Consider the following 21,830-nt stretch of genomic DNA (forward strand, 5'->3'; position numbering starts at 1 on the left):
CATAGATCAGGGGCAGGGGCCGATCAGGCGCGGGTGCGCTGCTTCACCGCGTGATCGGCGGCGCGCGCAGTCAGCGCCATGAAGGTGAGCGACGGATTGACGCAGGAGGCCGAAGCCATCTGCGCGCCGTCGGTGACGTAGAGGTTGGTGGCCTCGTGCGCGCGGCTCCATGCGTCGAGCACCGAGGTGCGCGGATCGCGCCCCATCCGCGCGCCGCCCATCTCGTGGATCGCGTCGCCGGGAACATGCTCCTGTTCCGAACTCTTGACGTTGGTCAGTCCGGCACCGCGGAGCATCGCCTCGCCCTGCGCCCGGGCATCGGCCATCATCTTGAGTTCGTTGTCGTGGAAGCGCACGTCGAACCGGAGCAGCGGCACGCCGAACCGGTCGACCTTCGACGCATGCAGCGACACATGGTTGTCGGCATAAGGCAGGCATTCGCCGAACGCGCCCATGCTGAAGTGCCACGGCGCATAGTTGCGCATCCCGTGCTTCATCGATGCGCCGAACCCGACGGGTGCCGCAGGCGTGCGATAGGCGCCGCCCTGATAGCCATAGCCGCGCTTGAAGCCGACGCCGTCGTCGCCGCCGATGTTGCGGAAGCGCGGGATATAGACGCCCCCCGGGCGGCGGCCATATTCGATGAACTCCTGCATCCCGCCGATCTCGCCGTCGACCCCGACGCGGAAGATATGGTCCATCACATAGCGGCCGAGCGTGCCGCTCGTGTCGAAATGGCTGCGATCGCTGCCCGCCGGACGTGAATTGAGCAGGATCTGCGTCGATGCCATCGCCGAGGCGCAGAGGAAGACGAGGTCGGCCTGGACCGACTGCGCCTGGCCGGTCTTGGTATCGATGTAGCGGACGCCGGTCACGCGCTTGGCCTTGGGATCATAATCGAGGCTGGTGACGACCGCGTCCGACTGCAGCGTCAATCGGCCGGTCGCGCGCGCCGCGGGCAGCGTCACCGCCTGGGTCGAGAAATAGGCGCCGAACGAGCAGCCATTGCTGCACTGGTTACGGAACTGGCATTTGGTCCGGTTCTGCTCGGGCTTGTCCTCGGTCATGTTGGACAGGCGCGTGTTGATCAGCTTGCGACCGGGGAAGCGGCTTTCCAGATTCTGCTTCACCCACTTTTCCGCGACGTTCATCGGGATGGGTGGCTGGAATTCGCTGTCCGGCAGATAGGGCAGGTTCTCGCGCGAGCCGGACACGCCGATATATTTTTCGACATAGCTGTACCAGGGCGCGACGTCGCCATAGCGGATCGGCCAGTCGCCATCGATCCCGTCGCGCTTGTTCGCCTCGAAATCGTCCTCGCTCCACCGGAAGCACCAGCGTCCCCAGATCAGCGACTTGCCGCCGACCGCCGCGGGCCGGATCCAGTAGAATTTGCTGCCCTCGTCATAGGCATAGGGGTTCAGCCGGTCGTCATTGTAGAAGGCGCGGTTGCTGGGTGCGACATAGCCGTGCTTGGCGATGAAATAATCGCTTTTGACGAGCGCCGGGGGCATGATGTTGCGCGCGGGCACCTCGTAGGCGGGCTTGCCGTCATAGGCATAGCCTTCGCCGTGCTCGACCATCACGCCGCGGTCGAGCATCAGGACGCGCAGGCCCTTTTCGGTGAGTTCCTTCGCAGCGAACCCGCCGCTCACGCCCGATCCTATGACGATCGCGTCGAACCTGTTGGTTGCGGCCATGGTCTTGGTCTCCTGTCTCGATCAGAAGCGCAGTGCGCGCAGCGTCCGGAAGCTGGTGGTGATGTCGGGCAGATAGGGCGCGGGCGCCTGGTCGTTCTCGACGTAGAAATGCTGCACGCCGGCACCCGACTTGCGCTTGAACAGCGCCGCGAAGTCGAGCGTGCCCTGGCCGACTGCGGTCATGCTGCGATCGGGGCGCATGTCCTTGACGTGATAGGCGTAGAGGCGGGTGGATAGCCGGTCGATCAGCGCCGCGGGATCCTCGCCCGCATGCGCCGCCCAGTAGATATCGAGCTCGAGCTTGACGAGCGCGGGATCGGTTTCCTTGAGCAGGCGGTCGTACAGGCTGACCCCGCCCGGCCGGACCGTGAATTCGAAATCATGGTTGTGATAGGCAAAGCCGAACCCCGCCGACTTCAGCTGCGTCGCGAAGCGGTTGAAATTGGGCAGCGCGGCGTTCCAGCCCTGTTCGTTGCGATGCTCGTCAGTCATGTACGGCAGCACGACCGTCTTCGCGCCGAGCGTCCTCGCCATCGCCACCGACGGTTCGAACCGCTGAAGCAGCGCGTCATAGCCGATATGCACCGAGGGTGCGGTCAGGCCGAGCCGGTCCATGGTCTTGCGCAGCAGCGCATGATCCATCGTCTCGTACCCGCCACCGCCGAATTCGACCTCGCGGTAGCCGATCCGCGCAACCGCCTCGAGCGTGGCGACGGGGTCCTTCGCGAACAGCTCGCGCACGGTATAAAGCTGCAGGCCGATCGCCTTGAGCTGTGCGGCGGAGGCGGGGGAGATCGAGCGATCGACCAGCGCGAGCGCCGCCACCGCACCGGTGCCCGTAAGCAGGGTTCTACGGCTGAGGATCATGAGGAATACACCTTGTTGACCTGAGAATAGGGGAAGGCACCGTTATATTCGCCGGGGACCGGCAGATATTCGCGTTCCTGCGTGATGCCGATTTCGGACGTGTAGTAACCGGTGATGACGAGCTGCCGGAATGCGGTGAAGAACGCGCCGCCCGACGGCAGGCCGTCGTTCATCGCCAGGGTGAGCAGCGCGTCGTGCTGTGCCGCGGTCGCCCGGGCGCCGGCGACCTTATAGTCCTGCAGACAGCGCGCCTCGATCGAGTCGAGCCCGGCGATGATCGGCACGCGGTCCTCGGGCCGGGCCCAGTCGGCCAGCAGCTTTTCGATAAAGGCCGGGACGTCCGCCGCGATCGCGCCGGGGGTATCGGTGGTCGGCAGGACGCGCTCGCTGAGCGGGGTCATCAGTGCACGTTGTGCAGGCGTGAAGACCGGCGCGCTCGGTGGCCCTTCGCTGATCGGCGGGATACCGGCCGCCGGCTGCTGTACGAGCCCGGCCGCGCGCGCGATCGGGGCATAGAGCGCTGCGCCGAACATGCCGGCGACACCGGCCAGCGCGGTTCTGCGATCGATCATTTACCGTCCTTTCCAAGGTCCTGCGCGATTGCCGCATCGGTCAGCGGGCGGATCCAGATGTTGCGGAACGCCACGGGGGAATCATGGTCCTGCAGCTGGATCGGTGCTGCATCGGGATGCGCGGTATAGCGTGCGACATGGCGCCAGTTGGTCGTGCCGAGCATCGCCTGATGGTTCTGGACGAGCACGCCGTTGAGCAAAGCGGTCACGTAAGCCGGCCGAACCAGACTGCCGTCGGCGGCAAAGCGCGGCCGCTCGAACATGATGTCGTAGGTCTGCCATTCGCCCGGTTTGCGCGCCGGGTTCACCAGCGGCGGCTTCCAGCCATAGACCCCGCCCACCGTGCCATCGGCATAGGTCGGGTTCCGATAGCCGTCGAGGATCTGCAACTCGTAGCGCTGCATGAACCAGATGCCGCTATTGCCGCGGTCCTGCGAACTCTTGGTCGGCGGATTGGGCGAGCGGAATTCGAGATGCATCTGCACGTCGCCGAAGCTTTGTTTCGAGACGAGATTGTTCTCGCCGCCGCTTTTTGCGCGCGACGGGATTATCAGCGCACCGTTCTCGATCGGCCAGGCGATGCGATCGGGCTTCCACGCGTCGAGCGAACGGCCGTCGAACAGCACGATCGCGTCGGCGGGCGGACCGCCGGGGGTGGCGGCCGGCGCGACGGCGACGGGCGCAGGGCGGTCGGCGTCGTGGACACGCCATTGGCCGCCGGGCAGCATCGGCGTGTCCTTGAAGCCCGGCTTGTCCTGCGCGGCAACGGACCCCGTTGTCGTAAGCGCCATCGCCGCGACGACCCCCGCCATCACATAGTTCGTCATGCTCTTCCCCCTCATGCCGCGTCGATCGCGCGATAGGCGGCGACCAGGCGATCCTCGCCTGCGCGTCCCGCCACCGAATTGCCGTGTTCCATGCCGATCACCCCCGCATAGCGCCGGCCGCGCAGCCAGCGGACGATCGCGGCATAGTTGATCTCGCCCGTCATCGGCTCGTTGCGGCCCGGATTGTCGCCGAACTGGAGATAGCCGATCTCGTTCCAGCAGCTGTCCAGCGTGGGGATCAGATTCCCCGACTGGATCTGCTCATGGTAGAGGTCGGCAAGGATCTTGACCGCGGGGCTGTTCGCGCCGCGGGCGACCGCATAGCCCTGCGCGATCGTCTGCATATAGACGCCGGGATGGTTGGTGCGCGTGTTGAGCGGCTCCATCACCATCGCGATGCCGTGCGGCGCGACGATGTCGCCGGCCCGTCGCATGACGTCGATCACGCGCGCCGTCTGGATCTCGACGGGCAGTTTCGGGTCCATGAAGCCGGTGACGACGGTCATCCGGTTTGCGTTCAGCCGCTTGGCGACCGCGATCGACGCGCGGATATCGGCAAGGAACCCCTCGCGCTCGGCGTCGTCATTCGCGCCGAGCAAGGGCCGCGACTTGGCCCATTTGGGCATGCTCGCGACGAAGACACCCATCGTCATGCCGCGCTGCGACAGCGCCTTGGCCATCCGCTCCTGGTCGGCGACGGGGCGGGCCGCGGCCTCATTGTCCTCCCAAGCGGTGAAGCCCTGGTCGGCAGCGAAGGCGATCTGCTCGATCAGTCCGCCGCGGCTCGCAAAGCTGCCCTCATGCGGCGCATAGCCGAGCGAGAAGCGGGCGGCGTTCGTGCCGCGGCGCTGCGCGGCGATCCCCGCGGGGAGCAGCGACGCCGCGGCGCCGGCCGCGATCAGCGTGCGGCGGGAGAGCGTCATCGCCGGATCCGTCTCATTTCGCGCCCGCCGCCTTCAGATAGGCGATGATCGCGGCGCGTTTCGCGGGATCCGGGGTGGCGATCGGCATGCGCGATCCGGGCACCTTCTTCGACGGGGCCGCGAGATATTCGCTCAGCGTCGCGTCGTCCCAGCGCAGCTTCGACGCCTTCAGCGCAGGCGAATAATTGAACCCCGGCGACGCGGCGGCGGCACGGCCGACCACGCCGTGAAGATTGGGGCCGATACCGTTGCGCCCGCCCTTGTCGACCGTATGGCAGGCCCGGCAGGCGGCAAAGGCCGGGGGCGCCGCGGCGGGCGTCGTCTGGGCGCTGGTCGGCGCGCAGACGGCCATGAGGGCCGCCGCGCCGATGCCGGCTGCGCCAAGCCCGATGAAGAATTTCATTCCGTCTCTCCAGGATAGAGCGGCGACCATTTGCGGTCCGATGCCGCGTTGGCGATCACCGCCTCGATAAACCGCATCGTGCGAAGCCCGTCGACGACGCCGGGGAACCAGCGTCCGCCCTCGCCGCGGACGGTTGCCGCAAAGGCGCGGTACAGATTGGCGAACGCCTCGATATAGCCTTCGGGATGGCCCGACGGGGTCCGCGTCAGCGCGGCGACACCGGGCTGCAACGCGGGGCCGCCGGTGCGGACGATCTCGGCGGGGTGGTCGAGCCAGCGCATGACGAGCGTGTTCGGCTCCATCTGCGCCCATTCGAGCCCGCCTCGCTCGCCATAGACTCGCAGCGTGAGCGCATTTTCCTCGCCGGCCGCGACCTGGCTCGCCTTCAGCATGCCGCGCGCACCGCCCTCGAACCGCAGCATCGCGCTGACATCGTCGTCGAGCCGGCGGCCTGGCACGTGCGTCGTCAGATCCGCCGAGACCGCCTCGACCCGCAGCGCGCAGACATGTTCGGCGAGGTGAAAGGCGTGCGTGCCGATATCGCCGAGACAGCCGCCCAGCCCGGCGCGGGCCGGGTCGGTCCGCCATTCGGCCTGGCGGTTGCCGTCGCCATCGATCGGCAGGCTGAGCCAGCCCTGCAGATATTCGACCTGGACGAGGCGGATCGCGCCGAGATCGCCGCGTGCGACGCGGGCGCGCGCCTCCTCGATCATCGGATAGCCGCTATAGGTGAAGGCGAGCGCGAAATGCCGGCCGCTGGTCTTGGCGGCGGCGGCGATCGCCTCCGATTCGGCGACGCTCATCGCCATCGGCTTTTCGCACAGCACGTCGAAGCCCGCGTCGAGCGCGGCGATCGCCATCGGCGCGTGGAGATGGTTGGGCGTGACGACCGCGATCGCCTGCGCGCGGATGTCCGCGGGCAGCGCGCGTTCGCCGGCGATCATCGCCTCGAACGACGCATAGACGCGTGCCGGGGCGAGCCCGAGCTGTGTGCCGGTACGCGTGTTGCGGCCGGCATCGGTACTGAACGCACCCGCGACGAGGTCCCAGTCGCCGTCGAGCGCGGCGGCCATCCGGTGGACCGCGCCGATGAACGCGCCCTCGCCGCCGCCGACCATCGCGAGCCGCAGCCGGGTCATGCGCGGTCCTCCGCCAGTCCCAGGATCGCACGGATCGATGCGCGATCGATCCCGCTGGCGGCGAAATCGTCGAACGGGCGCTCGGTCAGGCGGATGATGTGATCACGGATGAACGGTGCGCCCTCGCGCGCGCCGTCCTCGGCCCGCTTGAGCGCGCACTCCCATTCGAGCACCGCCCAGCCGGCAAAGCCATATTGCGCCATCTTGCTGAAGATTGCGGAGAAATCGACCTGTCCGTCGCCGAGCGAACGGAACCGGCCGGCGCGGTCAACCCAGCTTTCATACCCGCCATAGACGCCCGATCGGCCGGTCGGGTTGAACTCGGCATCCTTGACGTGAAAGCAGGATATCCGGTCGTGATAACGGTCGATGAAGTCGAGAGAGTCGAGCTGTTGCAGCACGAAATGCGACGGGTCGAACAGGAGGCGCGCGCGTGGATGGTTGTCGACCGCGGCAAGGAAGCGTTCCCAGGACGCGCCGTCATGGAGGTCCTCGCCCGGATGCACCTCGAACGCGCAGTCGACGCCGGCCTCCGCGAACACGTCGAGGATCGGGGTCCAGCGGCGCGCGAGCTCGGCGAACGCCTCCTCGATCAGCCCGGCCGGGCGTTGCGGCCAGGGATAGACATAGGGCCAGGCAAGCGCGCCCGAAAAGGTCGCATGCGCGGACAGGCCGAGATTGGCGCTCGCACGCGCGGCCAGCTTGACCTGTTCGACCGCCCATTGCTGGCGCTCGGCGGGCTTGCCGTGCAGCTCGGGCGGGGCGAACCCGTCGAACAGCGCGTCATAGGCGGGGTGGACCGCGACGAGCTGGCCCTGGAGATGCGTCGACAGCTCGGTGATCGCGATGCCGTGCGCGGCGAGCCGGCCGCTAAGATCGTCGCAATAGGTCTTGCTCTCGGCAGCCAGCGACAGGTCGATCAGCTGCGACGTGCAGGGGATCTGCACCCCGACATAGCCAAGGCCCGCAGCCCATTGCGCGAGTCCGTCGAGCGTGTCGAACGGCGGCTCGGAACCGAGAAACTGGGCGAGAAAGATGGCTGGTCCGCGCAGTCCGGTCATGCTGCAATCTCCCGTCGGGTATCGTCGCGAAACAGGATCTGGAACAGCAGCGCGATCACGGCGGCGGCAATCGCGGGATACCACCACATTTGCTGCCAGTCGGCGATGGTCGGCGCGGCGGGCAGCTGCGCATAGAGCATCGCGCCGATCTGCGACCCGAGCAGCATGCCGACGCCATAGGTGAAACAGCGTCAGCATCCCCTGCGCCTGCGCGTTCACCCCCTTGGGCGTCGCGATCGTGCCGGTGTAGATCGCGCCCGCGACGAAGAAGAAGTCATAGCAGACGCCGTGCAGCGCGACGCCGAGATAGACCGCCCAGAGGCTCGATCCGCCGTCGCCGATCGCGAACAGCGCGTAGCGCGCCGCCCAGGCGATCATCCCGACCAGCAGCAGCGGCTTCACGCCGAACCGGCGGTAGAGCCACGGCATCGAGAACATGAAGACCAGTTCGGACATCTGCCCGATCGCGAGCGTGCCGCCGACATTGGTGATGCCGGTCGCGCCGACATAGGGTGAGGCATAGGCATAATACATGGCGAGCGGGATCGAGATCAGCGTCGCGCAGGTCATGAAGATCAGGAACGACCGCTGCCGGAGCAGACCGAAGGCCTCGACACACAGGACCTGGCGCAGCACGCTTTCGTCACGCGGCGCGTCGGAGGCGACATTGGGCAGCGTGAAGCTGTAGAGCCCAAGCGCGATCGAGACGATCGCCGCGACCCGGAAGATCTGCGGGCTGGCGGACAGGCCCGCCCAGCCGATGATCAGCCCCGCGGTGATCCAGCCGAGCGTTCCGAACGCGCGCACGAACGGGAAATTGTCGGTCCGATCGCCAAAGCTCTTGAGCGCGATCGTGTTCGCGAGGCCCACGGTCGGCATGTAAAGGATCATGTAGCCGAGCAGCAGCCAGACGAAGCTGGCGCCGCGTTCGGGCGTCACGAATGACGGCAGCACGAACAGGATCGCGCCGCCGACGAGATGGAGGATGACCATCAGCATCTTCGGGCTGACATAGCGCGCCGCCGCCATGCCCAGCAGGAACGAACCGACGATCGAGGCGATCGGACCGACCGAAAAGGCATTGCCGATCAGGTTGCCGATCCCGACGGTCTGCATTGCCAGCCCGAGCGTGACGTTCCACGCACCCCAGACGAAAAACTGCATGAACATCAGCGCACTGAGGCGCGCGGTGAGCATGCCGCCCGTCGCGGTGTCGACACCGCGCAAGGGGGCCGTTCCCAGATCGTCCGCTACCGCCATTCGCCACCTCTCAACCGCAGTTTTGCTGCTTGTCTGACATAAGGCTAGGTCGGCGCCGCATCGATGTAAAGGATTACATCGGTTATCGGTCGACAGCGGCAGCGGCCGGATCCATGACCCGGCGATGCCGACGATCATCGAAGTGGCCGCGATGGCTGGCGTCTCCACCGCAACGGTGTCGCGCGTGCTCAGCCGACCGGACCAGGTGTCCGAGAAGACCCGGCTGCGCGTGCTCGCGATCGTCCGGTCGTCGGGCTACGCCCCCAATGTCGCTGCGCGCAGCCTGCGCACGCTGCGCGCCGCCAAGATCCTGCTGACGGTCCCCGACATCTCGAACCCGTTCTTCGCCAGCGTCATCCGCGGCGCGGAGGAGGCGGCGCGCGACGCGGGCTATTCGGTCGTCGTCGGCGACACGCGGCATGATTCCGCGGTCGAGGATCAATATGCCGACATGTTGTCGCGTCGCGAGGTCGACGGGCTGATCTTCCTCGGCCACCGCCTGCCCGACAGCCTGGCGTCGCTGCTCGCGCGGGAGGGGGGTGCCGCACCGATCGTCAATGGCTGTGAATATAGCGCGGATCTCGGCGTCCCCAGCGTCCATATCGACAATGCGGCGGCGAGCGCGGAGGCGATCGCGCATCTCGCCGATCTCGGCCACCGGGCGATCGGCGTGGTCACCGGCCCCGAGATCAGTCCGATCAGCCGCGATCGTCTGGCGGGTGCGCTGCGGGCGGCCGAACGGCACGGCCTGCGCGACGCGCTGCACGTCGAGATCGGCGATTATTCCGCGGGGTCGGCGTTCGTGGCCACGCACGCGCTGCTCGCCGCCGGGGTGACGGCAATCTTCTGCTTCAGCGACGAGATGGCGCTGGGCGCGCTGAGCGCGATCGGCGAGGCGGGACTGTGCTGTCCGCGCGACGTGTCGGTCATGGGGTTCGACGATCTTCCGCTCGCACGCTATTTCCAGCCCGCGCTGACCACCATCGCGCAACCCAAGGGGATGATCGGCCGGCGCACCGTCGAGCTGCTCGTCGACATACTGCGCGGCGTCGAATGCCCGCGGCGGCAGACGACGCTCGCGCATAAGCTCGTGGTGCGTGGCAGCACAGCCGGGCCGCGCAACTACCGCTAACGTTGACACGCGGCACCGTCCGACGGGCCGCCCGCATCGTCCCTGAGGCCGCGTCACGCCAAGCGCGCGCGCCGGATGTCGTCGACCGTGTCAGGGCCCCGGCGGACCGCCGCGCCTGCCCGTCCCTCGACCATTCTCAGAAAATATGAAGTTTCAGCAGGCGCTTAATGGTGCGGCCCGTCAAAACTCTCATGAAGGCAGCGGGGCTCATCTATTAGATACTTACAATATGTTCGGCCTTATGTTTGCCGATGAAGTCTATAGAATGATTGTACATATTCAGAAAACAAGATTGTATTATTAGATCAAGACTCGAGAAGCGCGATATTTATACAATTACATTGCCTTATTGAATGCAACATAGAGGGAAGGTTTGTGTTGCATCGCAGAAGAACAAATGCGCTTTGCTATCACCGTGGGGGGTTTTGTGGCGACACGCGGGGAAATTCTTCAATATGGCGCTGAGCGCAGCCCGGCACCGCCAGCCATTTCTGTCGAACGACGCCTCATGCGGCTTTTCGACATTCTGCTCGCGCTCGTTGCCCTGCTTTTCTTTGCGCCGCTGCTCCTCGTCATCGCCGCGGCCGTCTATGTCAGTGACCCCGGGGCGATCCTGTTTGCGCAGCGCCGCATCGGCTATGGCGGCGCCTATTTCCGGTGCTTCAAGTTCCGCTCGATGGCGGTCAACGCGGAGGCGCTGCTCGCCGATCTGCTGGCGTCCGACCCGCAGGCCCGGCTCGAATGGGAATTGAGCCACAAGCTCAAGGAGGATCCGCGCGTCACTCGCGTCGGCAGCTTCCTGCGCAAGAGCAGCCTGGATGAATTGCCCCAGCTGTTCAACGTGTTGCGCGGAGAGATGAGCATTGTCGGGCCAAGGCCGATCGTCGAGGCGGAAAAGCGGCGCTACGGTCGGTATTTCGAGCATTACTGCATGTCGCGTCCGGGGATTACGGGGCTGTGGCAGATCAGCGGCCGCAGCGATGTCTCCTATCAGCGCCGGGTCGCCTTCGACGTCGCCTATTGCCGGTCGCAGTCGCTGTCGCTCTATCTCAGGATCATTCTGATGACCGCGCCCGCGGTCCTGATGGCCAAGGGGTCCTACTGACCCGATTGCACGGTCTGGAGATCGAAGATCGCGGAAAGGATGATCCGCGCCTGTTCGCGCCAGGAATATCGGCTCGCCTGTGCCAGCCCGCTACCCGCGAGCGTCCGCGCATAATCGGGATCGTCGAGCACCGAGGTCACCGCACGGTGGATCGAGTCGTGATCATAGGGATCGCAATAGGCCGCTGCATCGCCGCACCGCTCGCGCATCGACGGGATGTCGGATGCCACCACCGGGCAGGCGAAATGCATCGCCTCGAGCGGGGGGAGGGGGGAGGCTTCGTAGAAGGACGGGAATAACAGGCACCGCGCGTTGCGGTACAGATCGCCGAGCCGGCCGAGATCCTCGACCTGACCCTCGAGGCGGATCAGATGTTTGACGTCGTCGGGAATGCTGACGGGGAGCGGCGACAGAAATGCGCCGGACGATCCGACCAGCACGAGCGGGATGCCACGTTCGCGCGCCATCGCGATGCCGACCGCCAGCACCCCGGCGATGTTCTTGCGATGCGACAGCGAGCCGACATAGAGGATATAATCGCCCCGGGTCGCGTCGATATCGGGCGGCGGGGCCGCGCGAGCATCGCAGCCGGCCCGCCAGCCACCATTCTGCGCGACGATCAGGCGGTGGCGTGCACCCGGCACCAAGCTGGTGAACATTGCCTTTTCTGTTTCGGAGACCGTCACGATCGGATCCGCGCGGCGCAACAGGAACGGCAGCATGAACGCATGGCCGAGCTTGTAATGACGGCGATAGGCATCGGGAAACAGCCGATAGGACAGATCGTGGATCATCAACGCGACCGGCTTGCGGCCGAGCAACGTCACAATCGGTGCGGTATTGCCGAGGCACAGCAGGCGTCCGCCCTTCACATGGCGGGGCAGCACGAACTGTTCCCAGACATGGCCATGCGCGTGACGCGTCCGTTCCACCTGCATCGCGCGCAGGTTGAGATCGCCGATATCGGCATCGGCTTCGCACACCAGGCGGACGCGCAGCGGCACGTCGCCGTTCGCAACGAGGTGATCGATCTCGCGTGTGATCTCGCGTGCAACGCGTTGAACGCCGGTCGTGGGCTGCATCAAGAAGCGCCCGTTGATGACCAATTCCCGCAGCTGGTCCGTCATTATTATCCCCGAACCAAAAGACATGTCGTCCGCGACTAACATCATCATTATGAAAATAAAGTATTTCTATTTTATCAAATTGTACAAAAGATTTTCCAAGCAGTAATAGTAAGCGACATGCTTGCTATGAATAGAAGGTACGTTACAAGACAAGTCGTCAAGCAGCTATGCTGGATATTGCTTGGGGGCGAATAGTGGCTTTGATGTATGTCGTCGTGGCCACGGTCGGTCGGGCGTCACTGACGCGTCGAACGATCGATCTGCTGGAACGACAGACGCGACGGCCCGATCGGGTGATCGTCGTGTCGGTCTCGCCGCAGGACGTTGAGGGTGTCGCGGAAAGCCCGGTGCAGCCCGAGATCGTGTTCGCCGGACGTGGCCTGTGCCGGCAGCGCAACGCGGCGCTCGACATGATCGGCGACGCGGCGGCGTTCGTCACCTTCTTCGATGACGATTTCGTCCCCGCGCCCGACTATCTCGAAATGGTCGAGCGCGTGTTCGAAAGCGATCCTGCGATTGTCGGGATCACCGGCGACCTGCTCGCCGACGGCATCAATTCGAGCGGGCTGAGCGTCGAGGCCGCGCTGGCGATCGTCGCGGCGCGTGCCGCCAGCCCCGACCTCCGCGCTGATCCCGTGTTGCGCGACCGTCAGGCGCTCTATGGCTGCAACATGGCGATCCGCCTGAGTGCCGCGACCGGACTGCGTTTCGACGAGGCGCTGCCGCTTTATGGCTGGCAGGAGGATATCGATTTCACGACGCAGATCGGACGACGCGGCCGACTGGTTTCGTCGGCGTCGATCACCGGCGTACACATGGGCGTGAAGTCCGGCCGCACGCCGGGCAAGAAGCTCGGCTATTCGCAGATCGCGAACATCGTCTATCTGAAGCGGAAGGGTACGATGCAGCCGCGGCTGGGCGAACGGCTGATGACCGCGAACGTCATCGCGAATCTGGTGCGCAGCCTGTGGCCCGAGGCGCATGTCGATCGGCGCGGGCGCTTGTGGGGCAATGTCCTGGCCTTTGCTGACCTGACCCGCGGCAAGCTCGATCCCCGCAAGATCGAGCGGATGTGAGCAGCACCGCGACGCCGATCTATTTCAACGGCAAATTCTATGCGGGCGGTATGAATGGGGTGCACCGCGTGTCCGATCGCCTCATTCGCGAAGTCGACGCGCTGCTCGCCGCGATGCCACCCGAACGTCGCCCGCCGGCCCGCCTGCTGATACCCGCGCGGCGGCAATGGCAGCCCGCTCTGCGCGCGATCGAACTGGTCGAGCAGGCGGACGGTGATACGCAGCGATGGGAGCAGCTCGTCCTGCCCGCGCGCGCGGCCGACGGCGTGCTGGTCAACCTCGCCAATCTCGCGCCGATCCGGCATTGCCGCAAGATCCTGCTGATCCACGACGCGCAGTTCCTGTTCCCCGACAGCTCCTATCCGTGGCGTCAGCGCATCGGATACCGGCTGCTCGTGCCGCGTATGGCGCGCAGCAGCACGGCCGTGCTGACCGTTTCGGCCTATTCGCGGCAGATGCTCGACCTGCTCGGCGTGGTCGATCGGCGGATGACCGAAGTCCTCCACAACGGCGTCGACCATATTCTCGACGGCGAGTCCGACCGCGACGCGCTGGCGCGACTGGGGCTCTCCGCGGGGCGCTATGTGCTCCTGTTCGGCAGCCCCAAGGCTTATAAGAACAACCACGTCGTGTTCGAGGCCTTTGCCGATGGCGCGCTGGCGCCGTTGCAGCTGGTGGTGGTCGGCGCGGATCGAGCAGCGCTCGGCGCGGCCGGTCTGACGCCGCCGACAGACGCGGTGTTCGTCGGCCGCTGCGACGATGCGACGCTGCGTGCGCTCTATACGGACGCATATGCGCAGGTCTTTCCATCGCGCACCGAAGGCTTCGGGCTCCCGCCGCTCGAGGCGATGCTGTGCGGTTGCCCGGCGATCGTCGCGCCGGCGGGCGCAATTCCGGAAATGTGCCGCGATGCGGTCCTCTATGCCGATGTCGACGATCCGCCGGGGTGGCGGCAGGCCATCGCCGCGCTGGCCGACCCGGTCGTCCGGTCGGCGAAGCGCGCCGCCGGTTATGACCGCGCCGCGACGTTCCGGTGGGACTCGGCGGGACGGCAGTTGCTGGACGTTATCGAGCGTGTCGCGCGTGACTGACCGCACCGCCACGCGCGCCTGCGCGCCTGCGGGGTCGGGGCCCGACCGAAGCGATCGTGGCCTGATACGCCAGCGCCCGCATTATGCAGCGCTCGACGGGCTGCGCGGGCTGGCGGCGATCTCGGTCCTGCTCTTCCATCTCGGCCATTGGCAGGGTCATCCCTGGCTGGCGGCGAATGCGGGGCTCGCGGTCGATTTCTTCTTTTGTCTCAGTGGCTATGTGCTGTCGGTAGCGTATCGCGAGACGCTCGATCAGGGGATGGCGACGCGGACGTTCGCGGCCCTGCGGCTCGTCCGGCTGATGCCGCTCGTCATTCTCGGCACGCTGATCTCCGCCGCCTATCTCGCCGCGCGCATTGTCCTGCTGCACGATTCCACCATCAGCGTCGCCGAACTTGCGCGCGCGACCGGGTTCGGATTGCTGTGCCTGCCGATGCTCGACGCGAGCCGGGCGATCGGCGGGCCACAGGTCTTTCCGCTCAACGGCCCGCAATATACGCTGTTTCTCGAAATCGTCGTCAACATCGCCTGGGCGGCGCTGCGCCGGATCGACGGGATGGGGAGCGCGCTGGCGATCGTTGTGGCGGGATATGCGCTGATGGCGCTGGTCGGGATAGGCGGGGACGAGGCCGCGAGCTTCTGGACCGGCCTGCCCCGCGTGTTCGGGGCCTTTTACGCCGGGGTCGGGCTCTATCATGCGCAATCGCGGTTCGCGCTGATCCGCAATGCGCGGTGGCGGTTCCTGTTCTGGCCGCTGCTCGGGCTCAGCGCGCTGCTCTTCTACTGGCCTCAGGGCCTGTCCTTCTGGGTCGGATGGAGCTGGTCGCTGATCGTCTCGCCGCTGCTGGTGCTCAGCGGGGCGCATGTCGTGCTGCGCGGCCGGGTGGCGCGGGCATCGGCGGTGCTGGGGGCGCTCTCGTTCCCCGTCTATGCGCTGCATTATCCGATCTTCGTCTGGATCAATGCGGCCTATCAGGCGATCCTCGGCAGCAGGAGCTTTGCGGTCGGCACCGGGCTGGCGCTGCCCGGCGTGCTGATCGCAAGCTGGCTGATCCTGCGGTGGTGGGACGAACCGGTGCGCGGTGCCATGACGGCGTGGTTGCGCACCCGCGCGCCGCAACGCGTCGCGAACGGCGTTCTGAGATGACGCAGGCGGCCCCCATTGCCGGACGCACCACCGCAGGTGCCGCGTGGCTTATCGCCTCGCGGTTCCTGGCCCGGCTGATCGACTTCGCCAGCCTCCTGCTGCTTGCCAACTATCTGGTGCCGCAGGATTTCGGGCTCGTCGCGATCGCGATGACGCTGGTCCGGATCGTCGAGGCGGTCTTCGAACTGCCCGTGGGTCAGGTGCTCGTCCGCGCCGAGGCGATCAGCCGGCCGATGCTGGAGACCGCGTTCACGCTCAGCGTGATGCGCAGTGCCGTGCTCGCGGTGGGTCTGGCCTTGCTCGCGATACCCTTTGGCTATTTCTACGGCGACCCGCGGCTCGTCCCGCTGATCTGCTTCATCGCGCTCGCCCCCGCGCTGCGCGGCCTCGTCAGTCCGAAGATGGCGCAATATGCCAAGGATATCAGTTTCCACCGCGATCTGATCATCGAGGTCGGCGGCCGCGGCTGCGCCTTTGTCGCGGCCGCGGCATGCGCGATCCTGACGCGCAGCTACTGGGCGATCGCTGCGGGAACGGTCGTCGCCCCCGCCTTCATGGTGCTGGCCTCCTACTGGTTCGCCCCCTTCCGCCCGCGCTTCGGACTCGGGCGCTGGCGCGAATTCGCCGACCTGCTCGGATGGACGACCGCCGCGCAGGCCGTGACCGCGATCAACTGGCAGATCGACCGGCTGGTGCTCGGCTTCACCGTCTCGCGCGCGCAACTGGGGACGTTCTCGCTCGCCAGCGACCTTGCCAGCCTGCCCGACCAGGCGGTGCTCAAGCCGACGATCCGGCCGCTGCTGGCGGCCTTCTCGATGGTGCGACACGATCCCGAACGCCTGCGCGAGGCCTATCTGCGAACGACCAGCACGATCGTCAGCGCCGTCCTTCCCGTCCTCGTCGCGATCAGCATCCTCGCGCAGCCGGTCGTCGCCTTTGCGCTCGGGTCGAAATGGCAACCGGCGTCGCCGCTGCTGCAATGGCTGGTGCTCGCGATGATCCCGACGCTGTTCGCCGCCGCACTCGCGCCGCTCGCCATGGCGCTGGGTCAGACCGCGATCTTCTTCCGGCAGAGCCTGTGCGAATTGTGCATCAAGGTGCCTGCGACGATCCTCGGCGCGCTGTATTTTGGCGTCGCCGGCGCGATCGCCGCGCGGGCGGGATCGTCCCTCGTCATGGGCATCGTGTCCGCGGCCTATGTCCGGAGCCTGATCGGCGTGCCGCTCGGCGTACAGCTCGTCCGGCCGTGGCGGGCCTTTGCCGCATCCGCGGTGATGGCCGCGCTGTTGCTCGCGCTGCGCCCCTGGCTGCAGACGCTGACCGGGTTCGACCGCGGGCTCGGGCTCGTCGGTGCCGGGGCGGGGGGGATGATGCTGTATCTCGTCGTGCTGATGCTGGTCTGGCAGGCCAGCGGCCGCCCGCGAGGGATCGAGACGGTCGCCGCGGACCGGTTTCACCGGCTCGTGTCACGGCGTACGCGCGGGGTCGCCTGACCCCCGCGGTCCGCCCCCTCGCGCGGGGCGGGTCACAGCAGGCCGCAGTTACCAGGAATGACTCCAATAGGTGACGACCGCGGCGTCCGGAAAGAGGGTGCGGCCGACCTCGATCGGCAGGATGCGGCGGTCGGTGCGCAACCGGTTGCACAGCCGCTTGTGGAACATATTGGTCCAGTCGAGCGGATACCAGTTCCGCCCGTCGAGCAGCGTCGGCCGTGCATAGCGCAGCCGGGTGCGCTGTCGCTCGGTAAGCTTGGCGAGGAGGGGGGCGAGCAGCGCCATGACCGCGGCTTCGTCGAGCGCGACGAACGCGTCATAGGCCTGTTTCAGCAGCACCGGGCCGGTCATCGTCTCCGGCCCGGCGGCGATCCGTGCGGCGGCATCCGGGATGCGCTCCGCCGCCTCGATCATGCAGTGGATCGCGAACAGCCAGAAGATCTGTGACGGCCGGGATGCCATGATCGCGTTGGGGATGGCGTGCGCGAAATCGGGATTGCCCCCCATGCGACACAGCACGACCGCGCCGGTCGACGCGCTGGGCCGGATCGGGCGCAGGCATTCGGTATCCATGTCGGCGTACAGACCGCCGAATTCGAGCAGGAAGAAGAACCGCACGGCATCCGCGCGGAAGATCTCCTGCGGATAGCTGTCGTAGACCGGCAGCGCCCAGGCGAACCGATCGGCGATGAAGGCGCGGTTGTCGGCGTCGTCCCAAAGCAGCACGCGACAGTCGGGGTTGGTGTCGACGAAGGTCTGCCGCCAGTGGCGGTAATTGCCGGGAATCACCGACCTGCTTTTCCACGTCTGGAAGATCACGGGGGGAAAGTCGTCCGGATCCGCGTTGTCGAGCGTGACCACGTCATTGCGATAGCTGCCCGCAACGGGATCGTCGGACACCACAGGCGTAACGGCCGCGCGATCGCGTGCGTCGTCGCGCAGAAACCGCGCGATGCGCCAGGCGGAATCATCACGCAGCGAGTGCACGACGCGTTTCACTCGCAGACTTAAAGGCTCCGCCATTGCCGTAAATCCCTCATTATTGGTCATAAGTCTGAACTTAGAAGAAAGTCGAGTTGTAGCCGTGATGCAGGATATTGAGCCAAGTAATGGAATCAAAGGCAAAACATACTAGTGTCTAATAAATAAAGTCCACCGCAAGAAACATACCCAAAATACATGCGGAAAGAATGTGGAGAGGGTCAGATTTGATGTTCTGGACGGCCTGCGGGGCGTTGCCGCCTTCGCTGTTCTTGTCATGCACGTCACGCCGTATAATGCGATCCTGATCACCCCGCACGCCGCGCTGGCGGTCGACTTCTTCTTCGGCCTGAGCGGTTTCGTGATCGCGTCCGTCTATGAGGAGCGGATCAAGGCGGGGATGTCGTTGAAGGCCTTCATGTGGGTGCGCGTGGTTCGCCTGTATCCGTTGATCGTTCTCGGCGCCGTCATCGGTGCGGCAGGGTTTGTCCGTCTTTACGATGGCGGGATGCTGGCGCTGCTCTTCGTGACCGGGGTGCTGATGATCCCGACCCCCTATGGTGCGATGTCCGAAGACCAGTGCATGTATGCGCTCAATGCGCCGAGCTGGTCGCTGCTGTGGGAATTGCTCGTCAATCTTCTCTATGGCGCGATCGCACCGCTCCTGCATAACCGGATGCTTGCGGTCATCGTCGGCGTATCGGCCATCGCGCTGGCAGCGACCGGCCTCCATCTCGGGACGCTCGATGTTGGCGCCTCCTGGCTACAGGGCTGGGCGGGGCTCCCCCGCGTGATGTTCTCGTTCTTTGCCGGTGTCGGGGTGTACAGGCTGCGCCGGGCGGGCCTGCTCGACCGACTGCGCGCGCCCGTCTGGGCGATAATCGCGACGCTGTGCGGGATTATGGCGATGCCCCGGCTGGGTGCGTGGAACGGCGTGTATGAGGTCGCTGCGGCGATCCTCCTCTTTCCGCTTCTGGTCGCGGCCGGCGCCAATGCGACGGTCACGCGCACCGTCCCGCTGTGCCGCACGCTGGGCGCACTCTCCTATCCGGTCTATATCCTGCAGGGCGGTATCGCTCCGCATATCCGCGGGCTGGCCGGCCATCTGCACATCCAGGGTCTGGCAGCAACGCTGCTGGCGATCCTGATGTCGGTCATATTCACGGTGTTCGCATGGATCGCGGTGAAGACGTTCGACGAGCCTGTGCGCAAGTGGTTGCTCCACCGCACCCGCCTGACACATCCTGCCAAGGCGGCAGGCTAGGCGCAGGGTCAGGCCATCGCGGTATCGTGCATCGCCGCCTGGCCGGACGGCGGTCCGGCCTGAATCCGCTGCGGCTTGCGCGATACCGCCGGGCGCAACGCCAGCGCGGCGCCGGCAAATACCGTGAAGAGCACGCTCGGGTCGGGCGTCGGACTGCCGACCGCGGCGGGCACCATCGAGGCGAAGCAGACCCAGGACGCCGCGGCGCCGACTGCGGCGCGAGGATCGGCGGGGGAGACATAGGTGCTCAGGCGCAGGGGTTTGAAGACCTGCAGCAGATAGCTCACGAAGCAGACGATCCCGATCACGCCCATCGATCCCATGATCGCGGTGATCAGCGACGACGACCGGAAGCTGCCTGCGCCGATACCGAGGCCATAGCTTTCAAGAAACGCCCGGTAACCGATCAACGACCAGAATTGCCGTTGTTCGCTCGATTGCGACTGGGATTTTTCGAGCGTGAAATGGGTGATCATATCGCCGAATTCGGCGACGAGCCGCGGGTACCAGACGCTGGCCGCGGCGACCATCATGAGGAAGAGCATCGTCGTCGCGCCGAGCACGAGCAGGCGATCCACCCGCATCGTCTTGGGAAAGACGACCGACCGGAGAAAGACGAGGACGGCGTAGGAGACGAGGCCGAGATAGGCCAGGCTCGACGTGCTGGCGCCCAGCGCGAGCCCCAGCGCGAGCGCGCACGGTCCCGTCAAACGCGGCATCACGTCGCGGATCCAGCATTCGAACAGGAAGACGAACAGCATGAACCCGAATCCGCCATAGGCGGACGCCTCGGGCGCGATGCCGTTCATCCGGACGAAACCACGATAGCTATTGTCGATCTGCGCATAGGCGCCGTTGCGAAAGAAGGTCAGGACCGCGTTGCCCGGCACCGCCACGCTGGCGATGCCGATGACGACGTGGATCAGGGCTACGACGGCGACCGTCTTGACCAGCAGACGCCATGCATCCTTGTGCGTGAGCGCCACATAGGCACAGATCGCGACCATCACCGTCCCGAGAAGGTAGATGGCGGTGGTCAGATTCTGCGACGTCGGGAGCAGGCGCTGGGTCGCATAGGTGAAGCGTTCCATCGATTCGTAGCGGTTGAGTGCGCGGACGCGCATCGGCACGACGTCGATCTGCCCGGCATAGAGCCGCGGCAACAGGATCGCGCCGACGATGCCATAGGCGACGAAGATGATCATCAGGATGTTGGCGCGCAACGCGGCCGCCAGCGCGGGCACGTTGATCGATCCGGGCAGCAGCACGCGAATCGTGAGGAACACGGCGGCGAACTCGATCGGCGGGATCGACGACGCGCCGATCGCGGGAAGATCGATCGCCGACGACCCCATCATCAGCGCGGAGACGAGCACGAAGGCGAGCATGCCCGGCACGGTACCGAACATGAGCAGGAGGAAGCCGATGACGAGCTGAACAGCGCCGATGAGCGTCAGATGCATCCTGCAGGTCCCTTGGTGGCGTCGGGTGAGATCGTGCTGCCCGCTTCGGTGAGCCGGATCCGATAGGTAAAGGCGTCGTGTCCCGGGATCTGGTTGGGGCCGACCGACAGATCGACCGTCTCGCCGGTACGCAGCGTCACGGTCTGCTCGGTGGCCGTCCAGCGATCGACGACGACCGCGCCTGCGACCCGCTTGCCCCTGACCAGAAGCGCGACGTCGAGACCGTCGCCACCGGGTGATTTCGCGATACAGGCGGCGACGCGCGCGGTCATCGCCGCGGGGGCGGTGTAGCGGATCACGGCGCGGGCGGCATGCGCCGCATCGCCCGCGACCGCGCCGCCGGTGTCGCTGATCGCCAGGGGCCGCGTGAAGCGGCTGCCAAAGGCGCTCGTCCACATCCCGTCGAGGATGCCGAGCGCGTGGCGCTGTCCGTCGGCGCCTTCGACCCAATAGGACCAGGGGGCGCTGCCATAGCCGCTGAGGCTGTCGGCGAGCACCGTGCCGCGCGTGAAGGCGAAGCGTCCAGCGCCGATCACGACGACCGGATCCGGACCGATGGCGACGCTGGTGCCGGGCAGGGGCCGGTTGCGCGCCGATAGGATGCGCGCCGCATCGAACCGCAGCGTCCCGGATGGACCCCAGACCACCCAGCGATCCGCACCGAAGCGATAGAGCCGGACATCGCGATCGCCCGTGTCGATACGCTGCGCGCGCCCGGCGGGCAGCATGTGCGTCGTCAGCAGCGTGAAGGCCTCCGCCGCGGGCTTGGCCGCCTGCGACTGTGTGAAGAGACCCATGTTCCGAAAGAATCGCTGGTCGATCAGCGCGTACCAATAGGCGCGCCGGACCCCGCTCGCGCTCATCAGCGTCACGAACTTGACCAGTTCGGGCGCGGCGAGATCGGGTGTCGGGTAATTGTCGCTGAATTCGGTCGCCCAGATCGGGATCGGCGTGCCGTAGCGGCGCATCGTCGCGTCGAGATGCGCGATCTCCCAGTCGATATTGTCCGCCAGATGGCGATAGGGATGCACCGCGACGCCGTCGGCGACACCGAGCATCCCGGCCTTGAACAGCGTTTCGAGAAACCCGGTGCCGATCATGTTGGTCGATCCGCCGAGGATCGCGACGGACGGGTGGCGCGGCTTGATGCGGTCGCGGACGACCGTCAGCAGCGCGACATAGGCGGCGGCGGGGTCGAC

General features: G+C 66.2%; 19 protein-coding genes and 1 pseudogene. 7 read left to right on the forward strand and 13 right to left on the reverse strand.

Going from position 1 to position 21,830, the window contains the following annotated elements; translation table 11 throughout:
* Window positions 1-23: 23 nt before the first annotated feature.
* The 9 genes and pseudogenes from sphst_RS04010 to sphst_RS04050 form a co-directional block, all read right to left on the reverse strand.
* Window positions 24-1,700: a GMC oxidoreductase gene (locus sphst_RS04010; protein ID WP_031394102.1), complete on the reverse strand. Its 1,677-nt coding sequence runs from the start codon at window positions 1,698-1,700 to the stop codon at window positions 24-26.
* Window positions 1,701-1,721: 21 nt separating this feature from the next.
* On the reverse strand, window positions 1,722-2,567 hold the full coding sequence (locus sphst_RS04015) for a sugar phosphate isomerase/epimerase family protein (RefSeq protein WP_031394101.1): 846 nt from the start codon (window positions 2,565-2,567) through the stop codon (window positions 1,722-1,724).
* Entirely contained in the window at window positions 2,564-3,139 is a 576-nt protein-coding gene (locus sphst_RS04020) for a gluconate 2-dehydrogenase subunit 3 family protein (RefSeq protein WP_031394100.1), read from the reverse strand. Before sphst_RS04020 ends, sphst_RS04015 begins: the two co-directional genes overlap by 4 nt.
* On the reverse strand, window positions 3,136-3,951 hold the full coding sequence (locus sphst_RS04025; RefSeq protein WP_442800375.1) for a 3-keto-disaccharide hydrolase: 816 nt from the start codon (window positions 3,949-3,951) through the stop codon (window positions 3,136-3,138). Before sphst_RS04025 ends, sphst_RS04020 begins: the two co-directional genes overlap by 4 nt.
* A gap of 26 nt (window positions 3,952-3,977) precedes the next feature.
* On the reverse strand, window positions 3,978-4,889 hold the full coding sequence (locus sphst_RS04030) for a hydroxypyruvate isomerase family protein (protein ID WP_107045201.1): 912 nt from the start codon (window positions 4,887-4,889) through the stop codon (window positions 3,978-3,980).
* 13 nt (window positions 4,890-4,902) lie between these two features.
* Window positions 4,903-5,292, reverse strand: a complete 390-nt coding sequence (locus sphst_RS04035) for a c-type cytochrome (protein ID WP_082446874.1) — start codon at window positions 5,290-5,292, stop codon at window positions 4,903-4,905.
* Complete coding sequence (locus sphst_RS04040) at window positions 5,289-6,431, reverse strand: Gfo/Idh/MocA family protein (protein ID WP_107045202.1); 1,143 nt, start codon at window positions 6,429-6,431, stop codon at window positions 5,289-5,291. Before sphst_RS04040 ends, sphst_RS04035 begins: the two co-directional genes overlap by 4 nt.
* The gene (locus sphst_RS04045; protein WP_031394011.1) at window positions 6,428-7,492 is read right to left on the reverse strand and encodes a sugar phosphate isomerase/epimerase family protein; all 1,065 of its coding nucleotides are present in this window, start codon (window positions 7,490-7,492) and stop codon (window positions 6,428-6,430) included. The genes sphst_RS04040 and sphst_RS04045 overlap by 4 nt, the downstream gene beginning before the upstream one ends.
* A 240-nt stretch (window positions 7,493-7,732) precedes the next feature.
* A pseudogene (locus sphst_RS04050) lies at window positions 7,733-8,890 on the reverse strand (MFS transporter); the annotation flags it as partial.
* Here sphst_RS04050 and sphst_RS04055 point away from each other — a divergent pair.
* On the forward strand, window positions 8,877-9,884 hold the full coding sequence (locus sphst_RS04055; RefSeq protein ID WP_031394008.1) for a LacI family DNA-binding transcriptional regulator: 1,008 nt from the start codon (window positions 8,877-8,879) through the stop codon (window positions 9,882-9,884). The pseudogene sphst_RS04050 and the gene sphst_RS04055 overlap by 14 nt on opposite strands.
* Before the next feature lie 508 nt (window positions 9,885-10,392).
* A complete protein-coding gene (locus sphst_RS04060) occupies window positions 10,393-10,989 on the forward strand; it encodes a sugar transferase (protein ID WP_042466930.1) in 597 nt (198 codons plus the stop codon).
* Here the strand turns inward: sphst_RS04060 and sphst_RS04065 are convergent.
* On the reverse strand, window positions 10,983-12,116 hold the full coding sequence (locus tag sphst_RS04065; protein WP_051916354.1) for a glycosyltransferase family 4 protein: 1,134 nt from the start codon (window positions 12,114-12,116) through the stop codon (window positions 10,983-10,985). The genes sphst_RS04060 and sphst_RS04065 overlap by 7 nt on opposite strands.
* Before the next feature lie 203 nt (window positions 12,117-12,319).
* Between sphst_RS04065 and sphst_RS04070 the strand changes: the two genes are divergently transcribed.
* From sphst_RS04070 to sphst_RS04085, 4 genes are read left to right on the forward strand one after another with little or no spacing between them, the layout of a single operon-like run.
* Window positions 12,320-13,192: a glycosyltransferase family 2 protein gene (locus sphst_RS04070; RefSeq protein ID WP_031394005.1), complete on the forward strand. Its 873-nt coding sequence runs from the start codon at window positions 12,320-12,322 to the stop codon at window positions 13,190-13,192.
* The gene (locus sphst_RS04075; RefSeq protein ID WP_107045204.1) at window positions 13,189-14,283 is read left to right on the forward strand and encodes a glycosyltransferase family 4 protein; all 1,095 of its coding nucleotides are present in this window, start codon (window positions 13,189-13,191) and stop codon (window positions 14,281-14,283) included. Before sphst_RS04070 ends, sphst_RS04075 begins: the two co-directional genes overlap by 4 nt.
* Window positions 14,276-15,430 (forward strand): acyltransferase family protein, encoded by a 1,155-nt coding sequence (locus sphst_RS04080; protein ID WP_159043493.1) that lies wholly within the window; start codon window positions 14,276-14,278, stop codon window positions 15,428-15,430. Before sphst_RS04075 ends, sphst_RS04080 begins: the two co-directional genes overlap by 8 nt.
* Window positions 15,427-16,923: a lipopolysaccharide biosynthesis protein gene (locus sphst_RS04085; protein WP_056406565.1), complete on the forward strand. Its 1,497-nt coding sequence runs from the start codon at window positions 15,427-15,429 to the stop codon at window positions 16,921-16,923. The genes sphst_RS04080 and sphst_RS04085 overlap by 4 nt, the downstream gene beginning before the upstream one ends.
* A gap of 48 nt (window positions 16,924-16,971) precedes the next feature.
* Here sphst_RS04085 and sphst_RS04090 read toward each other — a convergent pair whose 3' ends face one another.
* Complete coding sequence (locus tag sphst_RS04090) at window positions 16,972-17,910, reverse strand: glycosyltransferase family 32 protein (RefSeq protein WP_234387322.1); 939 nt, start codon at window positions 17,908-17,910, stop codon at window positions 16,972-16,974.
* A gap of 205 nt (window positions 17,911-18,115) precedes the next feature.
* Here sphst_RS04090 and sphst_RS04095 point away from each other — a divergent pair, with 205 nt between their 5' ends.
* Window positions 18,116-19,168, forward strand: coding sequence for an acyltransferase family protein (locus tag sphst_RS04095; protein WP_159043494.1), 1,053 nt, complete (start codon window positions 18,116-18,118; stop codon window positions 19,166-19,168).
* Between the two features lie 8 nt (window positions 19,169-19,176).
* On the opposite strand, the gene sphst_RS04100 is transcribed toward sphst_RS04095, so the two are convergent.
* Together sphst_RS04100 and sphst_RS04105 are read right to left on the reverse strand one after the other, a co-directional pair.
* Window positions 19,177-20,631: a hypothetical protein gene (locus sphst_RS04100; protein ID WP_051916374.1), complete on the reverse strand. Its 1,455-nt coding sequence runs from the start codon at window positions 20,629-20,631 to the stop codon at window positions 19,177-19,179.
* On the reverse strand, window positions 20,622-21,830 hold a 1,209-nt coding region (locus sphst_RS04105), incomplete at its 5' end, for a glycosyl hydrolase (protein WP_159043495.1). The genes sphst_RS04100 and sphst_RS04105, both read right to left, overlap by 10 nt.

The sequence above is a fragment of the Sphingomonas sp. STIS6.2 genome (assembly GCF_000732685.2).
In the GTDB taxonomy this organism is placed as follows: domain Bacteria; phylum Pseudomonadota; class Alphaproteobacteria; order Sphingomonadales; family Sphingomonadaceae; genus Sphingomonas; species Sphingomonas aerolata.